The sequence below is a fragment of the Lacticaseibacillus rhamnosus genome (assembly GCF_900636965.1).
GTDB lineage: Bacteria > Bacillota > Bacilli > Lactobacillales > Lactobacillaceae > Lacticaseibacillus > Lacticaseibacillus rhamnosus.
The window spans coordinates 924,054-943,433 of record NZ_LR134331.1; the positions used below are offsets into that span (position 1 = coordinate 924,054).

16 protein-coding genes are annotated in these 19,380 nt (G+C 47.4%); 15 read left to right on the forward strand and 1 reads right to left on the reverse strand.

What is annotated here, in order from left to right; all coding sequences use genetic code 11:
* Positions 1 to 55 precede the first annotated feature (55 nt).
* From EL173_RS04820 to rny, 5 genes are all read left to right on the forward strand, one after another.
* Positions 56 to 991, forward strand: coding sequence for a helix-turn-helix domain-containing protein (locus EL173_RS04820; RefSeq protein ID WP_005688668.1), 936 nt, complete (start codon positions 56 to 58; stop codon positions 989 to 991).
* Positions 988 to 1,581, forward strand: coding sequence for a CDP-diacylglycerol--glycerol-3-phosphate 3-phosphatidyltransferase (gene pgsA, locus EL173_RS04825; protein WP_005688184.1), 594 nt, complete (start codon positions 988 to 990; stop codon positions 1,579 to 1,581). Before EL173_RS04820 ends, pgsA begins: the two co-directional genes overlap by 4 nt.
* 228 nt (positions 1,582 to 1,809) lie before the next feature.
* A complete protein-coding gene (locus EL173_RS04830; RefSeq protein WP_005688669.1) occupies positions 1,810 to 3,051 on the forward strand; it encodes a competence/damage-inducible protein A in 1,242 nt (413 codons plus the stop codon).
* A gap of 51 nt (positions 3,052 to 3,102) precedes the next feature.
* On the forward strand, positions 3,103 to 4,155 hold the full coding sequence (recA, locus tag EL173_RS04835) for a recombinase RecA (RefSeq protein WP_005688671.1): 1,053 nt from the start codon (positions 3,103 to 3,105) through the stop codon (positions 4,153 to 4,155).
* A gap of 624 nt (positions 4,156 to 4,779) precedes the next feature.
* Positions 4,780 to 6,351: a ribonuclease Y gene (gene rny / locus EL173_RS04850; RefSeq protein WP_005684479.1), complete on the forward strand. Its 1,572-nt coding sequence runs from the start codon at positions 4,780 to 4,782 to the stop codon at positions 6,349 to 6,351.
* 88 nt (positions 6,352 to 6,439) lie between these two features.
* On the opposite strand, the gene EL173_RS04855 is transcribed toward rny, so the two are convergent.
* On the reverse strand, positions 6,440 to 7,096 hold the full coding sequence (locus EL173_RS04855) for a YigZ family protein (protein WP_024129572.1): 657 nt from the start codon (positions 7,094 to 7,096) through the stop codon (positions 6,440 to 6,442).
* 27 nt (positions 7,097 to 7,123) lie between these two features.
* Between EL173_RS04855 and EL173_RS04860 the strand changes: the two genes are divergently transcribed.
* The 10 genes from EL173_RS04860 to pnpS all read left to right on the forward strand — a co-directional run bounded on the left by EL173_RS04860 (position 7,124) and on the right by pnpS (position 19,321).
* Positions 7,124 to 8,389 carry a DEAD/DEAH box helicase gene (locus EL173_RS04860; RefSeq protein WP_014571217.1) on the forward strand — a complete coding sequence of 422 codons (1,266 nt, stop codon included), beginning with the start codon at positions 7,124 to 7,126 and terminating at the stop codon, positions 8,387 to 8,389.
* A 158-nt stretch (positions 8,390 to 8,547) separates the two neighbouring features.
* Positions 8,548 to 9,066 (forward strand): ComF family protein, encoded by a 519-nt coding sequence (locus tag EL173_RS04865; protein ID WP_005688681.1) that lies wholly within the window; start codon positions 8,548 to 8,550, stop codon positions 9,064 to 9,066.
* A gap of 124 nt (positions 9,067 to 9,190) precedes the next feature.
* Complete coding sequence (hpf, locus tag EL173_RS04870; RefSeq protein ID WP_005684485.1) at positions 9,191 to 9,748, forward strand: ribosome hibernation-promoting factor, HPF/YfiA family; 558 nt, start codon at positions 9,191 to 9,193, stop codon at positions 9,746 to 9,748.
* Positions 9,749 to 10,331: 583 nt separating this feature from the next.
* On the forward strand, positions 10,332 to 12,695 hold the full coding sequence (gene secA, locus EL173_RS04885; RefSeq protein WP_005688686.1) for a preprotein translocase subunit SecA: 2,364 nt from the start codon (positions 10,332 to 10,334) through the stop codon (positions 12,693 to 12,695).
* Positions 12,696 to 12,835: 140 nt separating this feature from the next.
* Positions 12,836 to 13,952, forward strand: a protein-coding gene (gene prfB, locus EL173_RS04890) for a peptide chain release factor 2 (protein WP_154243967.1) whose coding sequence is annotated in 2 segments (ribosomal slippage) — positions 12,836 to 12,907 and positions 12,909 to 13,952 — 1,116 coding nt in all. Because the reading frame shifts where the segments join, the coding sequence is not laid out codon by codon here.
* Positions 13,953 to 14,028: 76 nt separating this feature from the next.
* Complete coding sequence (gene ftsE / locus EL173_RS04895; protein WP_005684489.1) at positions 14,029 to 14,715, forward strand: cell division ATP-binding protein FtsE; 687 nt, start codon at positions 14,029 to 14,031, stop codon at positions 14,713 to 14,715.
* On the forward strand, positions 14,705 to 15,592 hold the full coding sequence (ftsX, locus tag EL173_RS04900) for a permease-like cell division protein FtsX (RefSeq protein WP_005684490.1): 888 nt from the start codon (positions 14,705 to 14,707) through the stop codon (positions 15,590 to 15,592). Before ftsE ends, ftsX begins: the two co-directional genes overlap by 11 nt.
* Positions 15,593 to 15,862: 270 nt before the next feature.
* Complete coding sequence (locus EL173_RS04905) at positions 15,863 to 16,960, forward strand: PDZ domain-containing protein (protein WP_014571221.1); 1,098 nt, start codon at positions 15,863 to 15,865, stop codon at positions 16,958 to 16,960.
* Positions 16,957 to 17,661 (forward strand): response regulator transcription factor, encoded by a 705-nt coding sequence (locus tag EL173_RS04910; RefSeq protein WP_005688690.1) that lies wholly within the window; start codon positions 16,957 to 16,959, stop codon positions 17,659 to 17,661. The genes EL173_RS04905 and EL173_RS04910 overlap by 4 nt, the downstream gene beginning before the upstream one ends.
* Positions 17,654 to 19,321, forward strand: a complete 1,668-nt coding sequence (gene pnpS, locus EL173_RS04915) for a two-component system histidine kinase PnpS (RefSeq protein WP_005688691.1) — start codon at positions 17,654 to 17,656, stop codon at positions 19,319 to 19,321. The genes EL173_RS04910 and pnpS overlap by 8 nt, the downstream gene beginning before the upstream one ends.
* The last annotated feature ends 59 nt before the right edge of the window (positions 19,322 to 19,380 follow it).

Genomic DNA, 19,380 nt, shown 5'->3' on the forward strand with positions numbered 1-19,380 from the left:
GTTTTTCATGCTATACTAAAAATGGTTAATAAAAAATAGCGGGTGAAGAAAACATATGGATGAAATTGGGCAAAAATTACGGGACGCCCGGATTGAAAAAGGCTATACCATTGATGATCTACAACAAATTACCAAAATTCAAAAACGCTACCTGATTGCGATCGAAGAAGGTCATTTCGATGCGTTGCCAGGCGACTTTTATGTGCGTGCCTTTATCAAGCAATATGCCGATACGGTTGGGCTTGACGGGGATGAATTGTTGACGCAATTTCAGCAGGATATCCCGGAACCGCAACCCCAAGAATACGCTGCACAGTCAGTTGAAAATAAGACTCGGGCGACCCGCGCCGAAGAAGCGAGTCCGGTTAACCGTTTGCGGCGCTATCTTCCGCAGATTGCGATTGCTGCCTTTGTGATTGTTGCCATCATCGTCATTTATGTCGTGATGCTATTTTCACAATCCGGACCGAAACAAACGATTCCCGCGGATTCCGAGAGTGTTGCGGTTTCGTCCAAGCGCAGTAGTTCTAAGGCATCGAAATCATCAAAAACCTCATCATCCTCGAAGTCTAGCAAGTCTTCTGCATCAAGTAGTTCCAAGTCATCAGAAAAGGCATCTAAAGAAAGCAAAAAGAAGAGTGACAAGCTCGACATTTCTGTTGCTGCGGCAAATGGTGCTACTCAGGCAGTTACGTTGAAGAATTTGCCGACCAGCGGGAATAAACTTACACTCGGTGCAAACGGGGCGACCGCTTGGATTTCAGTCATTGTCAATGGTTCGACAACTTGGCAGGGTTCCTTGACATCCGGAAATACACAAGAGGTGACATTACCAGATAATACGTCCACCTTCCAAGTCCGCTCAGGGAATGCGACTGCTACAACGATTGAGTTGAATGGCAAGAAGGTTGACATTTCAAACGGTACCAGTGTTGTTCGGACGATTACCTTCACAAGCAGTACAAGTGAAAGTGAGGCTTCTCAAGAATGAATCTCCCTAATAAGTTGACGCTGATTCGCATTTTCTTAATTCCTGTTTTCACTTTGTTATTGGCATTCAATTGGCCAGCTGGTTATCTGACAATTGCCGGGACAAAAGTTGCCATGAGCTGGTTTATCGCCTTGATCATCTTCATTGTGGCTTCACTTACCGATTTTGCGGATGGTCAGATTGCCCGGCGCAAACATTTAGTGACCAATTTTGGAAAATTTGCCGATCCGTTGGCCGATAAATTGTTAGTCATGACTGCATTTTTGTTCCTGACAGCAGCTGGACAGATTCCGGCATGGGGAACGGCGATTATCCTATGGCGTGAGTTAGCGGTGACGGGATTGCGACTATTGCTTTCCAATGAAGGAGAGGTACTGGCTGCTGCTTGGCCCGGAAAGATTAAGACCAATACGCAAATGTTTGCGATCATCTTTTTGATGCTCAATAACGCATGGTTCAACAACATTAACATTCCGTTTGCGCTAATCCTTTTCTATGTTGCAGTGTTCTTCACGATTTATTCTGGCGTGGAATATTTTTACAAGAATCGCGGCGTTTTTGCAGATTCATTTGGATCTAAACAGCAGTAATATCGTTTTTTTACCCAGGCTGATAGCTTGGGTTTTTTTGTGCCCGTCATTCGGCGCAAAACGGAACGGGTAGTAAAATAAAACTGAACCTTGTTGGGCTTGGAGGCATTGTTTATGTTAATGGTTGGGTGATTGCAGCAGATTGGCAGCAGAATTTTTGAATATTGAGTGAATGCATTAAAGGGCAGATGTGCTAAACATCGAATTCTATTGTTAGGTGGGAAAAATATGCAAGCAGAAATTATTGCTATCGGAACGGAAATTCTGATGGGACAAATCACAAATACAAATGGCGCGTATATGGCTAAACAACTGGCTACATTAGGTATTGCAAGCTATCATCAACAGGTTGTTGGGGATAACGCAAAACGACTGGCTGACGCGATAAGTTTGGCTGAACAACGCAGTGATATCGTTATTTTGATTGGCGGTTTAGGACCAACACCGGATGATTTAACGAAGCAAACCCTAGCCGCACACCTGAATTTACCCTTGGTGGAAGACGCTGGCGCTATGGCCAAGTTGGCTGCGCGGGTTAAACAACAGCAACGTCCAATGACACCCAATAATCGCTTGCAAGCGATGTATCCCAAAGGCGCAATCGTATTGGCCAATCGTGTTGGGTTGGCGGTCGGCGCATGGGTTGAGCAGCGCCAACACGCCTATGTTTTATTGCCGGGACCACCTAAAGAGTTTGTGCCAATGGTTGATCATGAACTGTTGCCACGACTGGCAAAATATAGCGGGCATCAAGAAGTTTTGGAAAGTCGCGTGATGCGTTTCTTTGGTGTCGGCGAATCGCAACTTGTGACAGATTTAAGTGATTTAATTGCCAACCAGACGAATCCGACACTTGCAACTTATATAAAAGATCATGAGGTGACAGTTCGGGTAACTGCGAGTGGCAAAACACAAGCAGAAGCCGCGGCAAAACTTGAGCCAATGATCGGCATCATTATGGATCGTGAAGGCCGCTACTTTTACGGCTACGGTGACGATAACAGTCTTGCTCAGGAATTAGTCAAAGCATTGGCGGCTAGTGATAAGCAAATTAGTGCCGCTGAAAGCCTGACTGCAGGTGCATTTCAAGCGGCATTGGGAGACGTTCCGGGAGTCTCGGCTTATTTCAAAGGCGGCTTCGTTACGTACGCTTTAGCGACAAAAGCTGCATTTTTAAATATCGATGCCCGTCAGCTAGCAGAACATGGTGTGGTGAGTGAATTTACTGCCAAAGCAATGGCAGAGCATGCTCGTCAACGAGCCGCGGCAGACATTGCCGTTAGTTTTACCGGAGTTGCCGGTCCTGACAAGCTGGAAGGACAGCCAGCCGGCACCGTCTGGATTGGTTTGGCGCGGTTAGGAGAGAAACCAATAGCACAAGTTTATCATTTTCCGGGTGGGCGAAATGACGTCCGCAAGCGCGCCGTTATGACGGGGATGATGATGGTGTTGAAGCGTTTACGCGAATAACAGCAAATAGTTGTGGATGGAACAAGCTCATTAAACAGGAGGCGGTAAGAGATGGCAGAAACCGAACGACAGGAAGCATTGGCAACGGCGTTAAAGAAGATTGAGAAGAATTTTGGCAAAGGGGCCATTATGCGGATGGGGGACAAAGTGGAGACACGCGTTTCTGCTGTTTCCAGCGGATCACTTGCAATTGATGATGCACTTGGTGTTGGTGGGCTGCCACGTGGACGAATTGTTGAAATCTATGGTCCGGAAAGTTCCGGAAAAACGACTGTGGCCTTGCATGCAGTTGCCATGGTTCAGCAACACGGTGGCACGGCCGCTTATATTGATGCCGAAAATGCCATGGATCCCAAATATGCAGCGGCACTTGGCGTCAATATTGATGAGCTGTTGCTTTCACAGCCGGATACCGGTGAACAAGGATTGGAAATTGCCGATGAGCTGGTTGCATCGGGAGCCATTGATATTTTAGTGGTTGATTCAGTGGCAGCTCTGGTACCGCGCGCAGAAATTGAAGGGGACATGGGTGATGCACACGTTGGGTTACAGGCACGGCTAATGTCACAGGCCTTACGAAAGTTGTCTGGGGCGATCAATAAAACCAAAACAATTGCCTTGTTCATCAACCAGATCCGGGAAAAAGTCGGTATTGTATTCGGCAATCCTGAAATTACGCCGGGCGGTCGGGCGCTGAAGTTTTATGCCACTGTGCGTATGGAAGTGCGCCGTTCTGAGCAGATCAAAAACGGTGCCGATATTATTGGCAATCGCACCAAAATCAAAGTGGTTAAAAATAAAGTTGCACCGCCGTTTAAGACTGCCATTGTTGATATTATGTATGGTCAAGGCATTTCCCAAAGCGGTGAACTTGTCGACATGGCGGTTGAAAAAGACATCATTGAAAAGGCGGGTTCGTGGTATGCCTACCAAGGCGAGCGCATTGGTCAAGGACGTGAACACGCTAAAAGCTATCTTGAAACGCATGAGGAGCTGCGCCGAACCATTGAAAAACAAGTCCGGCTTGCTTATGGAATGTCGCCGGATCACGTTATCGATCAAGCGGACACGGAGACAGATACTACCACATCTGCTGCATCATGACTGGTTAAAAGGGGTGCTTGTTGTGCTGCGAGCGAATCGTGTGTGGAAATGGCTCACGCTTTTCATAACGCGCTCGTAGTCGCGGCAATCGAAGTGTAAGGACCTTGATCGCAATGACCAAAGCCCGGCCATCACGGCTGAGGCCACTTATGTTCTGGCTTACGCCCATAACGCGCTCGCCGGCGCAGAAGTCTGCGTGTAAGGACCTCAGGCGCAATGGCCAAAGTGCAGCCATTACGCCTGAGGCCGCTTATGTTCTGGCTTACGCCCATAACGCGCTCGCCAGCCCAGAAACCTGCACATAAGGACCTTGGTCGCAATGACCAAAGACCGGTCATCACGCCCAAGGCCACTTATGTTCTGGCTTACGCCCATAACGCGCTCCCCGGCGCAGAAGTCTGCGTGTAAGGACCTCAGTCGCAATGGCCAAAGTGCGGCCATTACGCCTGAGGCCACTTACACTCCGACTTCTAAGCGCGCCGGTTCGCGCTCACTAAATTTGCCTCCAGTTGACACCTTGCAGGCCAGCACGTAAACTAATAGAGGTGTAATAATTTAAAAAAAGCATCAAAGATTTTGATCAACTTGATGATTGAATCGCTTAGATGATGCGGAGGTGAAATGATGAGTTCAGTAACACTGGTCTCAATAACCCTCGCAGCAGTCATCGCTTTAGCGGTCGGTTTATTGATCGGATTTGCACTTCAAAAGAAGCTCCACCAGAACAGTTTGGATCGAGCGACGCAGACAGCAGAAGGTATCATTGAGGCCGCTAAAAAAGAAGCAGCGACTTTAAAAAAAGAGAAACTGCTAGAAGCAAAAGATGAGAATCATCGCTATCGAACCCAACTTGAAGACGAATTGAAAGATCGGCGGGCGGAAGTCCAGAAGTCAGAACATCGACTGAACCAGCGAGAAGATACTCTTGATCGGCGTGATGACACGCTTGATCGTAAAGAGCAGAGTCTTGCTGACCGGGAAGCAAATTTGAACAAGCGGCAGCAACAGTTAGATGAACGTGAACAAGCTATCTCTTCTGAAATCAGCAAACAACAGACAGAACTCGAACGAATTGCCGAGCTAAGCCATGAGCAGGCTCGGACTCAGATCCTTGACCAGACACAATCAGAATTGACGCATGAACGCGCCGTGATGATTAAAGAAAGCGAAGATGAAGCAAAGGAGGCCGCAGATAAGAAAGCCAAGGTACTGATTGCGGATGCAATTCAGCGCAGTGCTTCAGATATCGTTGCCGAGACAACGGTTACGGTTGTTAATTTACCAAATGACGACATGAAAGGCCGAATTATCGGTCGTGAAGGTCGAAATATCCGGACACTTGAGACTTTGACGGGGATTGACTTAATTATTGACGATACCCCGCAAGCCGTTGTTTTGAGCGGATTTGATCCGATTCGACGGGAAATCGCGCGAATCGCGTTGGAGAAGCTCATTCAAGATGGCCGAATTCATCCGGCCCGCATTGAAGAAATGGTTGATAAGGCACGCAAAGAGATGGATGACCGCATTCGTGAAATCGGCGAACAAGCTATTTTTGATGTGGGTATTCATAACATGCACCCTGACTTGATTAAGATTTTGGGTCGCTTGCATTTTCGTACGAGTTACGGTCAGAATGTTCTGGATCATTCGATTCAGGTTGCAAAGCTGGCCGGTGTGATGGCTGCTGAATTAGGAGAAGATGTTACCTTAGCAAAACGCGCGGGGTTATTACATGATATTGGTAAGGCGCTCGATCATGAAGTCGATGGATCCCACGTTGAAATTGGGGTCGAGCTAGCAACAAAGTACAAAGAACCAAAGACGGTGATTAATGCCATTGCGTCCCATCATGGTGACGTTGAACCAACTAGTGTCATTTCGGTACTAGTCGCCGCCGCTGATGCTATTTCCGCCGCTCGTCCAGGCGCGCGGTCGGAATCACTTGAAAATTACCTGCATCGCTTAGAGAAATTGGAGGCTATTGCCAACAGTCATGCTGGCGTTGACCATAGTTTCGCGATCCAGGCCGGTCGTGAAGTACGGGTGATCGTTCAGCCAGAAAAACTTTCTGATGATCAGAGTGTCATTTTGGCTCGCGACATTCGCAATGAAATTGAAAAAGAATTAGAGTATCCGGGTCACATCAAGGTTACAGTCATTCGAGAAACCCGAACCGTTGAATATGCTAAATAAGTTTGCAGTTAGGCCTTATTAAAGGGCACTATATGTAAACCAAAAAGATCCGCAAGCGGTAATTGAGCTTGCGGATCTTTTTGCGTTTTTAAGGCTTGTGAACTTCTGACGTGGCATATGGGACCTCACGATACTGACTTGTACCGATCTGTGGGTCAAATTGGCCGTGTAGGAAATCCTTGATTAAGGCGAGGTTCTTGTCTAACTGGTCAGCATCAAGATGTAACGTCAGTGTCACTGCTACGCCATAATCAATGGTTGCGATTGTGAGGTTGTGCGTTTCTAAAAAATGCTGCAGTGGATTAAGATCCGCATATGGAATCTGAAAAGTAACAGCCTTTTGCTTAATTCGGGCTACAATGCCAATTGTTTCAATTGCGGCGTTGACATTGCCGGCATAAGCGCGAATCAGACCGCCGGCACCAAGCTTGATCCCGCCAAAATAACGCGTCGTCACGGCGAGTGTATCGCGAAGTTCATGTTGCAAGAGGCCTTCAAGTGTCGGGGAGCCAGCAGTTCCGGATGGTTCGCCGTTATCGCTGGCCCGCTGGATTTGGTTTTCGTTACCGAGCACGTAAGCAAAGACATTGTGATTTGCTTTGGCATGCTCGTGGCTGATGCGATCAATAATAGCCTTTGCCTCGTCTTCATCATGAATACGAGCGAGGTGGGTGATGAAACGAGACTTTTTAATGATTTGAGTGTAATTTCCGGATTCTTTTATGGTGAGATATGGCTTCATTATGCGTAATCTCCTTTTGAGGTGATGAAAATGGATCTGGCAGGTGCCCAACTCACACAGCGTGAACTGGCGCGTTTAGCTGTCTCTAATATATCACACGCAACTGTTGTGCCGGCATTGGTAAAAGACCATCATCAGTGGCAATGTCAGCGATGTTGCAGCCGAAGACCTGTTGCACTGCCAGATGGCCGAATTTATTGTCCGGAGTGTGTTGCTTTAGGACGACTGACCAATGCCGATCATCTTTATCGGTTTGAACAGGCGCATCTGCCGGTTGGTGATGGTCAATTAACCTGGCATGGTTTACTAACACCTGATCAACAGGCGGCATCGGATGCATTACAGGCGAGTGTCGCAGCAGGTCGTGAACATTTGATTTGGGCGGTTACCGGGGCGGGGAAGACTGAAATGCTTTTTCCGACTATTGCCCAGCTGATCCAGCAGCAAAAGCGGGTGGCCATTGTTTCACCACGAATTGACGTGATTCGGGAACTGGCACCACGATTTCGAACGGCATTTGCAACCACACCCATTTCCGTGCGTTATGGTGGGCATTTTGATCAAACGGATAGTGATTTGCTCTTAGCAACGGTTCATCAATTATTACGCTTTTATCGGGCATTTGACTTAATTGTCGTAGATGAAGTTGACGCGTTTCCTATGCGCGGAACACCAATGTTACATCAAGCAGTGAGGCAGGCACGCCGCGGCTCGGTTGCTTATTTGACTGCCACTCCTGATCGTCAATTAAAACAGGCAATTCGGCGGGGGCGGCTTGGGGTTAGTCGACTTTTTCGCCGTTTTCACGGGCATCCATTACCGGTTCCTCGGATTCAATTAGTGAACTTACGGCATGTGCCCCATTCGCTTCCCAAAGCAGTCATTATGTGGGTGCAGCAAGTGCTAGCGACTAAAAGAGTCTGTCTGTTGTTTGTGCCGAAGATTAGTTGGGCAGAACAACTTGCCGGTAAGTTGCGCCAAATAGGGCTAAAGGCGGCTGGTGTTGCGAGTACTGATGCGCAGCGGGCGGAAAAGGTTACAGCATTTCGACAAGGACAATTGGAGGTTTTAGTGACGACAACAATTCTGGAAAGAGGCGTTACCGTCCCTCGCTGTGCGGTTGCAGTGCTAGCAGCGGCAGATCCCGAGTTTTCGGCATCAGCTTTAATTCAAATTGCCGGTCGAGCTGGTCGGGCAGCGGATAGTCCGGACGATCCGGTTGTCTTCTTTTCCGATCGTTATACCCTTGCGATGTTGGCAGCCAGACGCCAAATTGTGATGATGAATGGCAGGTGAAGACGATGCGCTGTATTGGTTGTACCCGCCCGACAGATCGCGGCTTGAAGCTGACAACGTTATTTTCCCGTGGTCCATTGCTAGCGCCGAGGTTATGTCACAGTTGCTTGAGCCAATTTAGTTTCATTACCGGTATAACCTGCTCCGGCTGCGGGCGAATGCAGGTAGCCGCGGAGCCGTGTTTGGACTGTCGAAAATGGGCGAAGCATGGGCCGCTTTTAAATAACCGGGCCTTATTTGTGTATGACGCAAAAATGAAGGCGTGGATTTACCAATATAAAGGACTGGGTGACTATCGGCTGCATGTAGCTTTTCAGGATTTGATTGCCGAGCGTCTGCGACATGCAGAAGCGTTGGTCCCCATTCCAAGCGAAGCTAAACATTATGAATGGCGCGGGTTTGATCCGATTTTAGGATTATTTGGTTGCCTGCCATTACAAAACTGGCTCCAAAAGTCGGCAACAGCGCGACCACAAGCTCAAAAGACCCGCCGAGAACGGCTGAAGACGCCACAAAGTTTTCGGGTGCTCGTTTCAGCCAAAACCTTAAACCGCGTGCGTCAGATAACATTGCTTGATGATTTGTATACGACAGGGCGGACGTTGTACCACGCGCGGGATGCTTTAGTGGCTGCCGGTTTCAAGGGGACTATCCAGGCGTTTACATTAATTCGGTGAAATGTGGCTTTTGTTGTGTCTGGTGGTAACATTCGGGTATAATGAAGGTGGAGATTGGAAGGGTTTTACCCCAGCCAATCAGCGTGTAAGCGTTTGCCTACACGCAGGAAAGGGGAGAAGTTTTATGCTCACATACAATGTTCGTGGCGAAAACATCGAAGTCACCGAAGCCATCAGAAATTACGTGGAGAAGCGGATTAGCAAACTGAACAAGTTCTTTGGTGGTTCAGTTACTGCGACAGCGCACGTCAATTTGAAGGTTTACCCAGATAAGACCGCAAAAGTAGAAGTGACGATCCCGCTGTCGTTCTTGACCCTGCGTGCGGAAGAAACCAGTCCGGATCTGTACGCCAGCATTGATCTTGTTACTGACAAGCTGGAGCGGCAGGTGCGTAAGTTCAAAACCAAGATTAATCGCAAGTCACGTGAAAAAGGCTTTGGTCAGATTGACATCGATAGCAATGCACCGGCTGAACCGAAACCGGCCGAAGATGATGATAATCTGAAGGTTGTGCGAACAAAACGCGTTTCGTTAAAACCAATGGATTCACAGGAAGCCATTTTACAGATGGATATGCTGGGCCACAACTTCTTTATCTTCGAAGATGCAGATACAAATGGCACGAGCATTGTTTACAAGCGTCGTGATGGCCGTTATGGCTTGATTGAAACGAACGAATAATAGCGATTTTCTTAAAAGAGAGGCAAGGCTGCTGCTTATCGGCGGGCTTGCTTTTTATTTGCCTGTCAGCTCCATCATGCCTATAAAACGATGCGTGTGGCTATTGCAGTTTATGAGAAGTGTGGCAATTAATGTGATTTTTGACGCGGGGATCTGCATTTAAGGATCTTGGTCGCAATTGGCCAAGAGCGGGCCATCACGCTTAAGGCTACTTATGTTCTGGCTTACGCTCATAACGCGCTCCCCGGCGCAGAAGTCTGCGTGTAAGGACCTCAGACGCAATGGCCAAAGTGTGGTTATCACGTTCAAGGACGCTAATGTTCTGGTTTATGCCCATAACGCGTTCGCCAGCCCAGAAACCTGCACATAAGGACCTTGGGCGCAATGACCAAACCCGGGTCATCACGCCCAAGGCCGCTTATGCTCCGGTTTCTAACCGGGCTGGCTCACGCTCACCAAGTTATTTTCAATCTCCCCTTTAAAATGTTAAGATGTTAGAATGTATAAATGTTAAGATGTATAAATGTTAGAATGATTAAAGTAGTGTTAGTTCTACGAGGTTTCGACAGAGAGGAATCCATTAATGGCCAATATTCTTAGAAAATGGGTCGAAAGCGATAAGCGAGAAATCGGTCGCCTCGGCAAAATCGCTGATCAAGTTCAGCGCTATGAAGATGAATATGCAGCATTATCAGATGATCAATTAAAAGCAAATACCCAAAAATTCAAGGATCGCCTTGCAGCAGGGGCAACGTTAGACGATATTTTACCGGAAGCTTTTGCCACCGCGCGTGAAGGGGCTAAACGAGTTTTAGGGTTATTCCCGTTTCGGGTTCAAATTATTGGCGGGATCGTTTTACATGAAGGCAATATTGCGGAAATGAAAACCGGTGAAGGTAAAACTTTGACGGCAACCATGCCCGTTTATTTGAATGCCTTGACTGGTAAAGGTGTCCACGTGGTTACCGTTAACGAGTACTTGTCCACGCGTGATGCAACGGAAATGGGCGAGTTGTACAATTGGCTCGGTCTCAGCGTCGGGTTGAATCTTAACTCCAAGAACAGTGACGAAAAACGCGAAGCCTATAATTGCGATATCACTTATTCCACCAATAGTGAACTCGGCTTTGACTATTTGCGAGACAACATGGTGGTTTATAAGGAACAGATGGTACAACGGCCACTGAATTTTGCAATTGTTGATGAAGTTGATTCGATTCTCATTGATGAGGCCCGGACGCCTTTGATTATTTCCGGTGGCGCAGAAAAGACAACCGGCCTTTATATTCGGGCGGACCGCTTCGTTAAGACGCTTAAAGCCGATACTGATTACAAGATTGACTGGCCAACGAAGACCATTTCGCTCACTGAAAGCGGCATTCGCAAAGCCGAAAAGAATTTTGGCTTGGATAACCTATACGATACCGAAAATACGGCTTTAACCCACCATATCGACCAAGCATTGCGGGCAAATTACATTATGCTTAAAGATATCGACTATATGGTGTCTAACGGCGAAGTGCTGATTGTCGATCAATTTACCGGTCGGGCAATGGAAGGCCGGCGCTATTCCGATGGCTTGCATCAGGCAATTGAAGCCAAAGAAGGGGTACAAATCCAGGATGAAAATAAGACGATGGCTAACATCACTTATCAAAACTTCTTCCGGATGTACACCAAGCTGGCAGGGATGACTGGGACCGCTAAAACGGAGCAAGAAGAGTTCCGCGAAATCTATAATATGGAAGTTATTTCGGTTCCAACCAATAAACCGGTTATCCGGGTTGACTCACCGGATGTTTTGTACCCGACTTTGGATGCTAAATTCAATGCGGTTGTTGACGATATCAAAAAACGCCATAAAAAAGGACAGCCGATTCTGGTTGGGACGGTTGCGATTGAGTCGAGTGAACGCCTGAGTAAGCAATTAGATGATGAAAAGATCCCGCACACGGTTTTGAATGCGAAGAACCACTTTAAAGAAGCGGAAATCATCATGAATGCCGGGCAACGAGGCGCCGTGACAATTGCGACCAACATGGCTGGTCGTGGGACGGATATTAAATTAGGCCCTGGTGTCACCGAGTTAGGCGGTTTGGCTGTTATTGGGACTGAGCGGCATGAGAGTCGCCGAATTGATAATCAATTACGTGGCCGTTCCGGTCGTCAAGGTGATCCGGGTTCTACCCAATTTTACCTGAGTCTAGAAGATGACTTGATGAAACGGTTTGGCTCTGAGCGGATTAAAGCAATGCTGGATCGGTTCAAGGTTGCCGATGACGATCAGGTCATTCAAAGTCGAATGATCTCACGGCAGGTTGAATCAGCGCAGAAGCGTGTCGAAGGGAATAACTACGACACACGTAAAAACACGCTGCAGTATGATGATGTGATGCGTGAACAGCGTGAAGTCATCTATAAGCAGCGTCAGCAGATTATCAATGAAGACGAGACCCTCAAGCCCGTTTTGATGGCGATGATTAATCGAACCATCACCCGCATCGTTCAAACGCATACCCAAGGCGATCAAAAGGATTGGAATCTTGATGCGTTGTATGCTTGGATCACCGCAAACATGGCCGATCCGGAGAAATTCAAGCGCAGCGAACTTGATGGCAAGTCGCAAGATGAGCTCATCGGTTTACTGGCGGATATGGCTGAAAATAACTTCCAGCATAAAAACAAGCAACTTGGCGATGACGCGCAGATGCTAGAATTCGAAAAAGTGGTCATCTTACGCGTTGTTGACTCAGCTTGGACGGATCACATTGACGCCATGGATCAACTACGCCAGTCTATTGGTTTGCGTGGTTATGGGCAGATGAATCCGCTAGTCGAATATCAAGAAGAAGGCTACCGGATGTTTGAGGAAATGATTGCGTCAATTGATGATGATGTGACCCGACTGTTCATGAAAGCCGAAATTCGGCAAAATATTCGCCGTTAATGGTGAACCGGCGCCCCGGCACTGCAAGCTCAAATTTGCGGTACTGGGGTGTTTTGAGGATAACAGAAGCAGAAGCTAAATGTGGGATTGAGGCAACCCAGTCATCACTAGAATCAACTTAAAAAAGAGGAGCAATTATCATGGAACTCAGTGTCATGCGTAACACCTTGGCCGCCATGCGAACCAAAATAAATCAATTCAGGGGGTCTCTTTGACCTCGATGCGCTGAATGAACGCATTAGTGAAAATGAAGGTAGAATGGCGGAACCGGGCTTTTGGGATGATTCGGAAGCAGCACAAAAAGTGATCGATGCCAACAATAAACTCAAAGAAAAACACGATCGCTTTTACGCACTTGAAAATGAACTGGAAGATCTTGAGGCCGGATTGGAGTTGTTACAAGACGAACCCGATCCGGATTTGCAACACGAAGAAGAGACCAAGCTTAAAGATCTGCAGGAAAAACTTGATCAGTATGAGATGCAGTTGCTTTTAAATGGGCCATATGACCACAATAATGCAATTCTCGAAATTCATCCCGGTGCAGGTGGTACGGAATCACAAGACTGGGGTTCGATGTTGATGCGGATGTATCAGCGCTGGGCCGACCAGAATGGCTTCAAGGTTGAAGTTGCTGATTACCAACCTGGTGATGAAGCCGGCATCAAAAGTGTGACGCTTTTGATCAACGGTGAAAACGCATATGGCTTATTGAAAAGTGAAAAAGGCGTCCATCGCCTCGTCCGCATTTCGCCATTTGATTCCGCCGGCCGCCGTCATACCAGTTTTGCCTCGGTTGATGTGATGCCGGAGCTTGATAATTCAATTGAAGTCGATATTCGCCCAGAGGATATCAAAATGGAAGTCTTTCGGTCCAGTGGTGCTGGTGGTCAGCATATCAACAAGACTTCCAGTGCGGTTCGGCTGATTCATCTGCCGACCGGGATTGTCACTTCCAGTCAGGCACAACGATCACAATTTCAGAACAAGGCCACGGCAATGGCGATGTTGAAGGCCAAGTTGTATCAGCGTGAAGAGGAAGCCAAAAAGGCCAAAGCCAAAGCCATTCAAGGCGAGCAAAAAGATGTTGCTTTTGGTTCACAGATTCGGTCTTACGTTTTCCACCCGTACACGATGGTCAAGGATCACCGAACGAATTACGAAACCGGTAATGGGCAGGCAGTGATGGATGGCGATCTTAATCCATTTATCAATGCATACTTGCAATGGGAGCTCGCCCAGAAAAATCCTGATTAAACTGTAACCTGCCTGAAATCTTGCTGACTTAATCGGCTGTTATACTAATCCTAGCTTAGAAAAAGGAGCAAAATGCATGATTCAAATGGAAAACGTGACGAAACAGTATGCTAACGGCGTCACTGCCATTAAGGATTTGAATCTTAAAATCCAGGATGGTGAGTTTGTTTACGTCATCGGTCCTAGTGGTGCCGGGAAATCAACGTTCGTTAAAATGCTGTATCATGAATTAAAGCCGTCCAGCGGTAGTATTAAAATTGATGATTTTGATTTTTCAACCATGAAGCCGTCGCAGGTGCCATTTTTGCGTCGTCACATCGGGATCGTCTTTCAGGATTTCAAACTTTTACCACGCTTGACGGTGTACGAGAATGTGGCTTATGCGATGCAAGTCATTGAAGCGCCGGACGATAAAATTAAAGACCGCGTGCTCGAAGTATTAGGACTCGTTGGCTTGGAACAGAAATTGCGGCGTTTTCCTGATGAATTATCCGGTGGTGAACAGCAGCGGGTGTCAGTAGCGCGTGCAATTGTCAACAAGCCTAAAGTGTTGATTGCTGACGAACCGACTGGGAACCTTGATCCGCAAACCTCCGATGAAATTGTTGATATTCTTGAACGTATCAATGCAAATGGAACAACGGTGATCATGGCAACCCATAACAAGGATATTGTGAATGAACGTCAACACCGGCTACTCGAAATTGCCGGGGGTCGCTTAGTGCGTGACGAAGAAGGAGGCACATACGGCAATGAAGAGTAAGGTCTTTTTCCGCCATGTTAAAGATTCCCTGCGCAGTTTGCGGCGTAACGGCTGGATGTCGGTTGCAGCGGTTAGTGCAGTCACCGTCACATTACTGCTGGTCGGTATTTTTATGGCCTTGATTTTCAACCTGCACCACATTTCACAACAAGTTGAAAATGATGTTCAGGTGCGGGTTTATATTGATAAAAAAACAACTACCAAACAACGTGATGACCTTAAAGACAAACTTAAAAAGCTGGATCATGTCAACAAGGTCACTTACCGTTCACGTCAACAAGAATTGGATACAATCATCGGGGGTTATGGTTCGCAGTGGCGGATGTTCTCCGGGGACCAAAACCCATTAAGCGATGTGTTCATGGTTAAGACGAATAGTCCTAAGGCCACCATTAGCGTGTCAAAAGAAGCACAGAAACTGGATCATGTGGTTGATGCAAGCTATGGCGGGCGAACGGCAAAGAAACTCTTTAATTCTGTGGATGTAGCCCAGAAATGGGGGCTTGCTTTCACGATTCTGCTTTTGTTTGTTGCCGTGTTCCTGATTAATAACACGATTCGAATTACCATTTTGTCACGTTCCGACGAAATTCGGATTATGCGACTGGTGGGGGCAACCAATTCCTACATTCGGTGGCCTTTCTTGCTTGAAGGTGCCTGGACCGGTTTGTTTGGGGCAGTATTACCGATTATTATTGTGGATGTCGGTTATGCGATTGTCTATCGGAGCTTCACTTATGCAAACGGAGCCAGTGGTTATACGCTTTATGCCAACATGCCGTTCTTGTTCTGGCTTGACTTGATGTTAGCCGGGATTGGCATTGTCATCGGGGCACTGGGATCAGTTATCTCCATGCGGCGTTTTCTTAAGTTTTAATTTCAAAATTGAACATTTGAGTTGCTGCTATCGACTCAATGTGAAAGGATTGCTCTTTTCCGGGCAGTCCTTTTTTGGTGGGCGGTTTTAATGAATGTCAGTACGATGTTTTGAATACGCAAGCTTATGTCGAAAATAACTCATACGTGTTAATCGATGGGACAAAAATGGCCGTTTTTCGGCATTTTCTGTTTGATGAGCCCAAAACCTTGTAGGAAGCGGTCGTTAATTTCTGCTATACTGGTCACAGTGAATATTGGAGGGTTACCGATGGCAGTGATCATTGCCTTACTTATCAGCCCGATTGGTGCCGTATTCTGGCTTGCTTTAGGGTTGACGATTTTGTATGCGGTTAGCCGGACAAGCCGCGAACGCCATCAGTACTTGCGGGCGATTCATCCCCGACATAGCGAAATTGCCCCATTCTTTTGGGTCGGTATTTTGCTAGGCATCGTTATCTCGGCACTGATGTTGGTTGCGCGCTTACAAGTTAGTTTGCCCGCATTATTAGCATTAAGTGGCTTAACGCTGGTCGGGCTAATCTTTTCTGGCTGGCGGTTCAGTCCATGGTGGCTAGGATTAGCGGGCTTAGTTGAATTGCTGCGGCCGACAACGAGCCAAATGAGTGCTGATTTAGCCGTTTTAGTTGGTGTGTTGTGGTTAGCGCAAGCCTTGATCGCGCGGTTAAATCGGGGCACTCAAATTGAGTCCCCGGTTATTTTGCAGGATCGACGTCAACGTCAACAGGTTGCGTTTCGATTGCGACAGTTTTACTGGGTGCCTTTGTTCTTACCGGTGAGTGTTGACCAAGTTGCGGGATTGCCGCTCTTATCAATCGCAACGGACACTTTTGTTGCGGTTGGGCTTCCACTGGTCTTAGGCGCGGCATTTACCACGCAGCGTGATCGCGTTCAACCGTATTTGCGCCGAAGTTGGCCATGGTTTGCAGTTGCCGGTGGCGGTTTGATCGTCTTTGGACTGGTGGGTCGGATCCTTACCATACCTGTGATGGTAATCGCCTTAATACCTGTGTTGGTGAGTTTGATACTCGGTGCCGGCTTAATTTGGCAAGCACATCAAGTACATTTAAACGTGACACAAACCAATCACGGGGTGGTTGTCATCGGGGTTGTCCCACAGACACCAGCTGCACAAATGGATTTGCAGCCGGGTGATCGGGTCTTAACCTGCAATCATATTGCCGTCAACAATGCCGCTGAACTTTATAACGCAATTCAAAAGGAACCCACTTATTGCCGCTTACGGCTTCAACAGGCAGATGGCGAGATACGGCTAGCCGAAACCGCAATTTTTGCCGGTGCACCCCATGAACTTGGTATGATTTTATTCCCGGAGGAGACAGCATGAAGAAGATCTTGATTGTTGATGATGAACCAGCCATCTTAACCTTGCTGCAATACAATTTAGAGGCTGAACACTATCAGGTTGAAACGGCAACGGATGGTCAGGAGGCTTTAGATAAAGTACGTAGCGAGCCGTTTGATTTTATTATTCTCGATCTCATGTTGCCGAGTTTGAGTGGACTGGATGTCACCCGTAAGATTCGTGAAGAAAAGATTCAAACGCCAATCATGATTCTGACGGCCAAAGACAACGAAACCGATAAGATCGTCGGACTTGAGCTTGGTGCCGATGATTATGTGACCAAACCGTTTTCGCCGCGGGAAATTATTGCCCGAATTAAAGCCATCGAACGGCGTAGTCAAAGTCAACCACAAGCGCCACTTCCCGGTAATGCCAATCAAATTACGGTTGGTCAAATTACGATTGATCCTGAAAATTATAAAGCTAGCAAAGCCGGACACCGACTGCAATTGACCCCTAAGGAATTTGAACTATTGGTTTATTTTGCTCAACGAGTTGGCAAAACGCTATCACGCGATGCCTTGCTTAATGGGGTTTGGGGCTTCGATTACCCGGCGGAAACACGGATGGTCGATATTCAGGTCAGCCATTTGCGGGATAAAATCGAAACAGATCCTAAACATCCGGATTACTTAAAGACGGTGCGGGGATTCGGTTATCAAATGGAGGCGCCACATGAATAAACGGATTTTACGCCGTGTACTGGTTATTAGTCTGCTCTCGTTAGCAGGCTTTTTTGTACTCGTCACGACGGTCAATCAACAAATCGTACATCAGCAGGCACGCGATTTGAGGCGCGTAGCCAGAACCTATGCAGCCTCTGCTAAGGATGGCGTTGATCCGCAAGCGCTGGCAAAGTCCGAAGCCGCTTTTATTACGGTTGTTCCGGATAATCCCAAAACCACCCGACAAAAAGTGATGGCCGATGCCTTACGTGGCAATCATCGCGAACCATTTGTGACAACGGTTAATGTTCTTGGGCGAGCTGAACAGGCATATCTGTTTCGTCACCGGGGACACTGGGTTGCCATTAGTCGCTATAAGTCCAGCGTTTGGACAACGGCGCCTGAGCAATTTTGGATTTTGACGCTGACATTTGCGGTCCTGATTGCTTTAATTCTGGCTTGGCTTTTTCGCTCGGAGCATCAGTATCAAGAAGCCATTCGGGTCATGAGCCACAACTTGGATCGGATTCGCCAGAAAAAAGAGCCCGAGCCTGTGATTCTGCCGCCACAGTCGCCGTTTACGCCTGTGGCACGGCGAATTAATGCCTTAGCTGCGGAACAAACCCATTTACGTGAGAAAGTCGCAGTACGGCAGTCCAGTTTTGATCGTCTGATTGATAATTTGCCACTAGGCGTCATGTTGATTGATACCAATAAGGATGTCATTTTGCATAATCATGCCATGTCCCAGCTTTTGGGCCATCAGATTCCGCAGCCGCGGCACAATTATCTGGACGATGTTAAGACTTATGCGTTGGCCCGGATGATTGAGCACACTTTTCGCCATGAAAAGACTCATCATCAGGAGTTGACCGTCCTGGCAACCCAAAAGTCGGTTGATGCCAGTGTCATTCCTTTAAACCAAGGAACTAGTCGTCTCCAGGTGTTGGTTATTTTGTACGATGTCACGTATTTGCGCCAAGTCGAGAAAATGCAGCTCGATTTTGTTGGCAATGTGAGTCATGAGCTAAAGACGCCGGTGACTGCTATTTCCGGGTTTGCCGAGACACTATTAAGCGGGGCTAAAAATGATCCGGCGACGCTAGATAAGTTTTTGAAGATTATTTTCGATGAAAGTAAGCGACTGACCCAGCTCATCAATGATATTCTAACGTTGAGCCGGCCCGAATCGAATCAAACGGTGCAGGCACAAGTACCACTTAAGAAGTTAGTCGACGATGCATTGCGTAATTTAGCTAAAGTGATTAAAGACAAGCAGATTCGGGTGGAGGTGGCAATTGCACCAGACTTACAGGTTGTGACCGATGAGCGCAAGTTAACTCAGATTGTGCGGAATCTTTTGAACAATGCCGTGTTTTATAATCGATTAGCCGGACATGTGACGATCACGGCCCAAGTAGTCGAAGGGCACTTGTCATTGGCGGTCGCTGATACCGGTATTGGGATTCCCGAGACAGAGCAGGCACGGATTTTTGAACGCTTCTATCGGGTTGATAAAGCGCGCAGTCGTCACAATGGCGGTACTGGTTTGGGTCTGGCAATCGTTAGTGAGCTGGTGAAAAGTATGGATGGTCAGGTTGCCGTTTCGAGTCAAGTCGGGGTTGGATCGACCTTTACCGTGACATTGCCGGTCAGCAAGCGCCAGCAGCAAGATTGATGAGATATTTACAGAACCTTTACATTCAACGACATGAACATTTACACGCAACTGTTAAG

Excerpts from the sequence above, each read along its gene's own strand:
- EL173_RS04820 (WP_005688668.1), top strand. The coding sequence starts at position 56 with ATGGATGAAATTGGGCAAAAATTACGGGACGCCCGGATTGAAAAAGGC.
- pgsA (WP_005688184.1), top strand. The coding sequence starts at position 988 with ATGAATCTCCCTAATAAGTTGACGCTGATTCGCATTTTCTTAATTCCT.
- EL173_RS04830 (WP_005688669.1), top strand. The coding sequence starts at position 1,810 with ATGCAAGCAGAAATTATTGCTATCGGAACGGAAATTCTGATGGGACAA.
- recA (WP_005688671.1), top strand. The coding sequence starts at position 3,103 with ATGGCAGAAACCGAACGACAGGAAGCATTGGCAACGGCGTTAAAGAAG.
- rny (WP_005684479.1), top strand. The coding sequence starts at position 4,780 with ATGAGTTCAGTAACACTGGTCTCAATAACCCTCGCAGCAGTCATCGCT.
- EL173_RS04860 (WP_014571217.1), top strand. The coding sequence starts at position 7,124 with ATGGATCTGGCAGGTGCCCAACTCACACAGCGTGAACTGGCGCGTTTA.
- EL173_RS04865 (WP_005688681.1), top strand. The coding sequence starts at position 8,548 with ATGCAGGTAGCCGCGGAGCCGTGTTTGGACTGTCGAAAATGGGCGAAG.
- hpf (WP_005684485.1), top strand. The coding sequence starts at position 9,191 with ATGCTCACATACAATGTTCGTGGCGAAAACATCGAAGTCACCGAAGCC.
- secA (WP_005688686.1), top strand. The coding sequence starts at position 10,332 with ATGGCCAATATTCTTAGAAAATGGGTCGAAAGCGATAAGCGAGAAATC.
- ftsE (WP_005684489.1), top strand. The coding sequence starts at position 14,029 with ATGATTCAAATGGAAAACGTGACGAAACAGTATGCTAACGGCGTCACT.
- ftsX (WP_005684490.1), top strand. The coding sequence starts at position 14,705 with ATGAAGAGTAAGGTCTTTTTCCGCCATGTTAAAGATTCCCTGCGCAGT.
- EL173_RS04905 (WP_014571221.1), top strand. The coding sequence starts at position 15,863 with ATGGCAGTGATCATTGCCTTACTTATCAGCCCGATTGGTGCCGTATTC.
- EL173_RS04910 (WP_005688690.1), top strand. The coding sequence starts at position 16,957 with ATGAAGAAGATCTTGATTGTTGATGATGAACCAGCCATCTTAACCTTG.
- pnpS (WP_005688691.1), top strand. The coding sequence starts at position 17,654 with ATGAATAAACGGATTTTACGCCGTGTACTGGTTATTAGTCTGCTCTCG.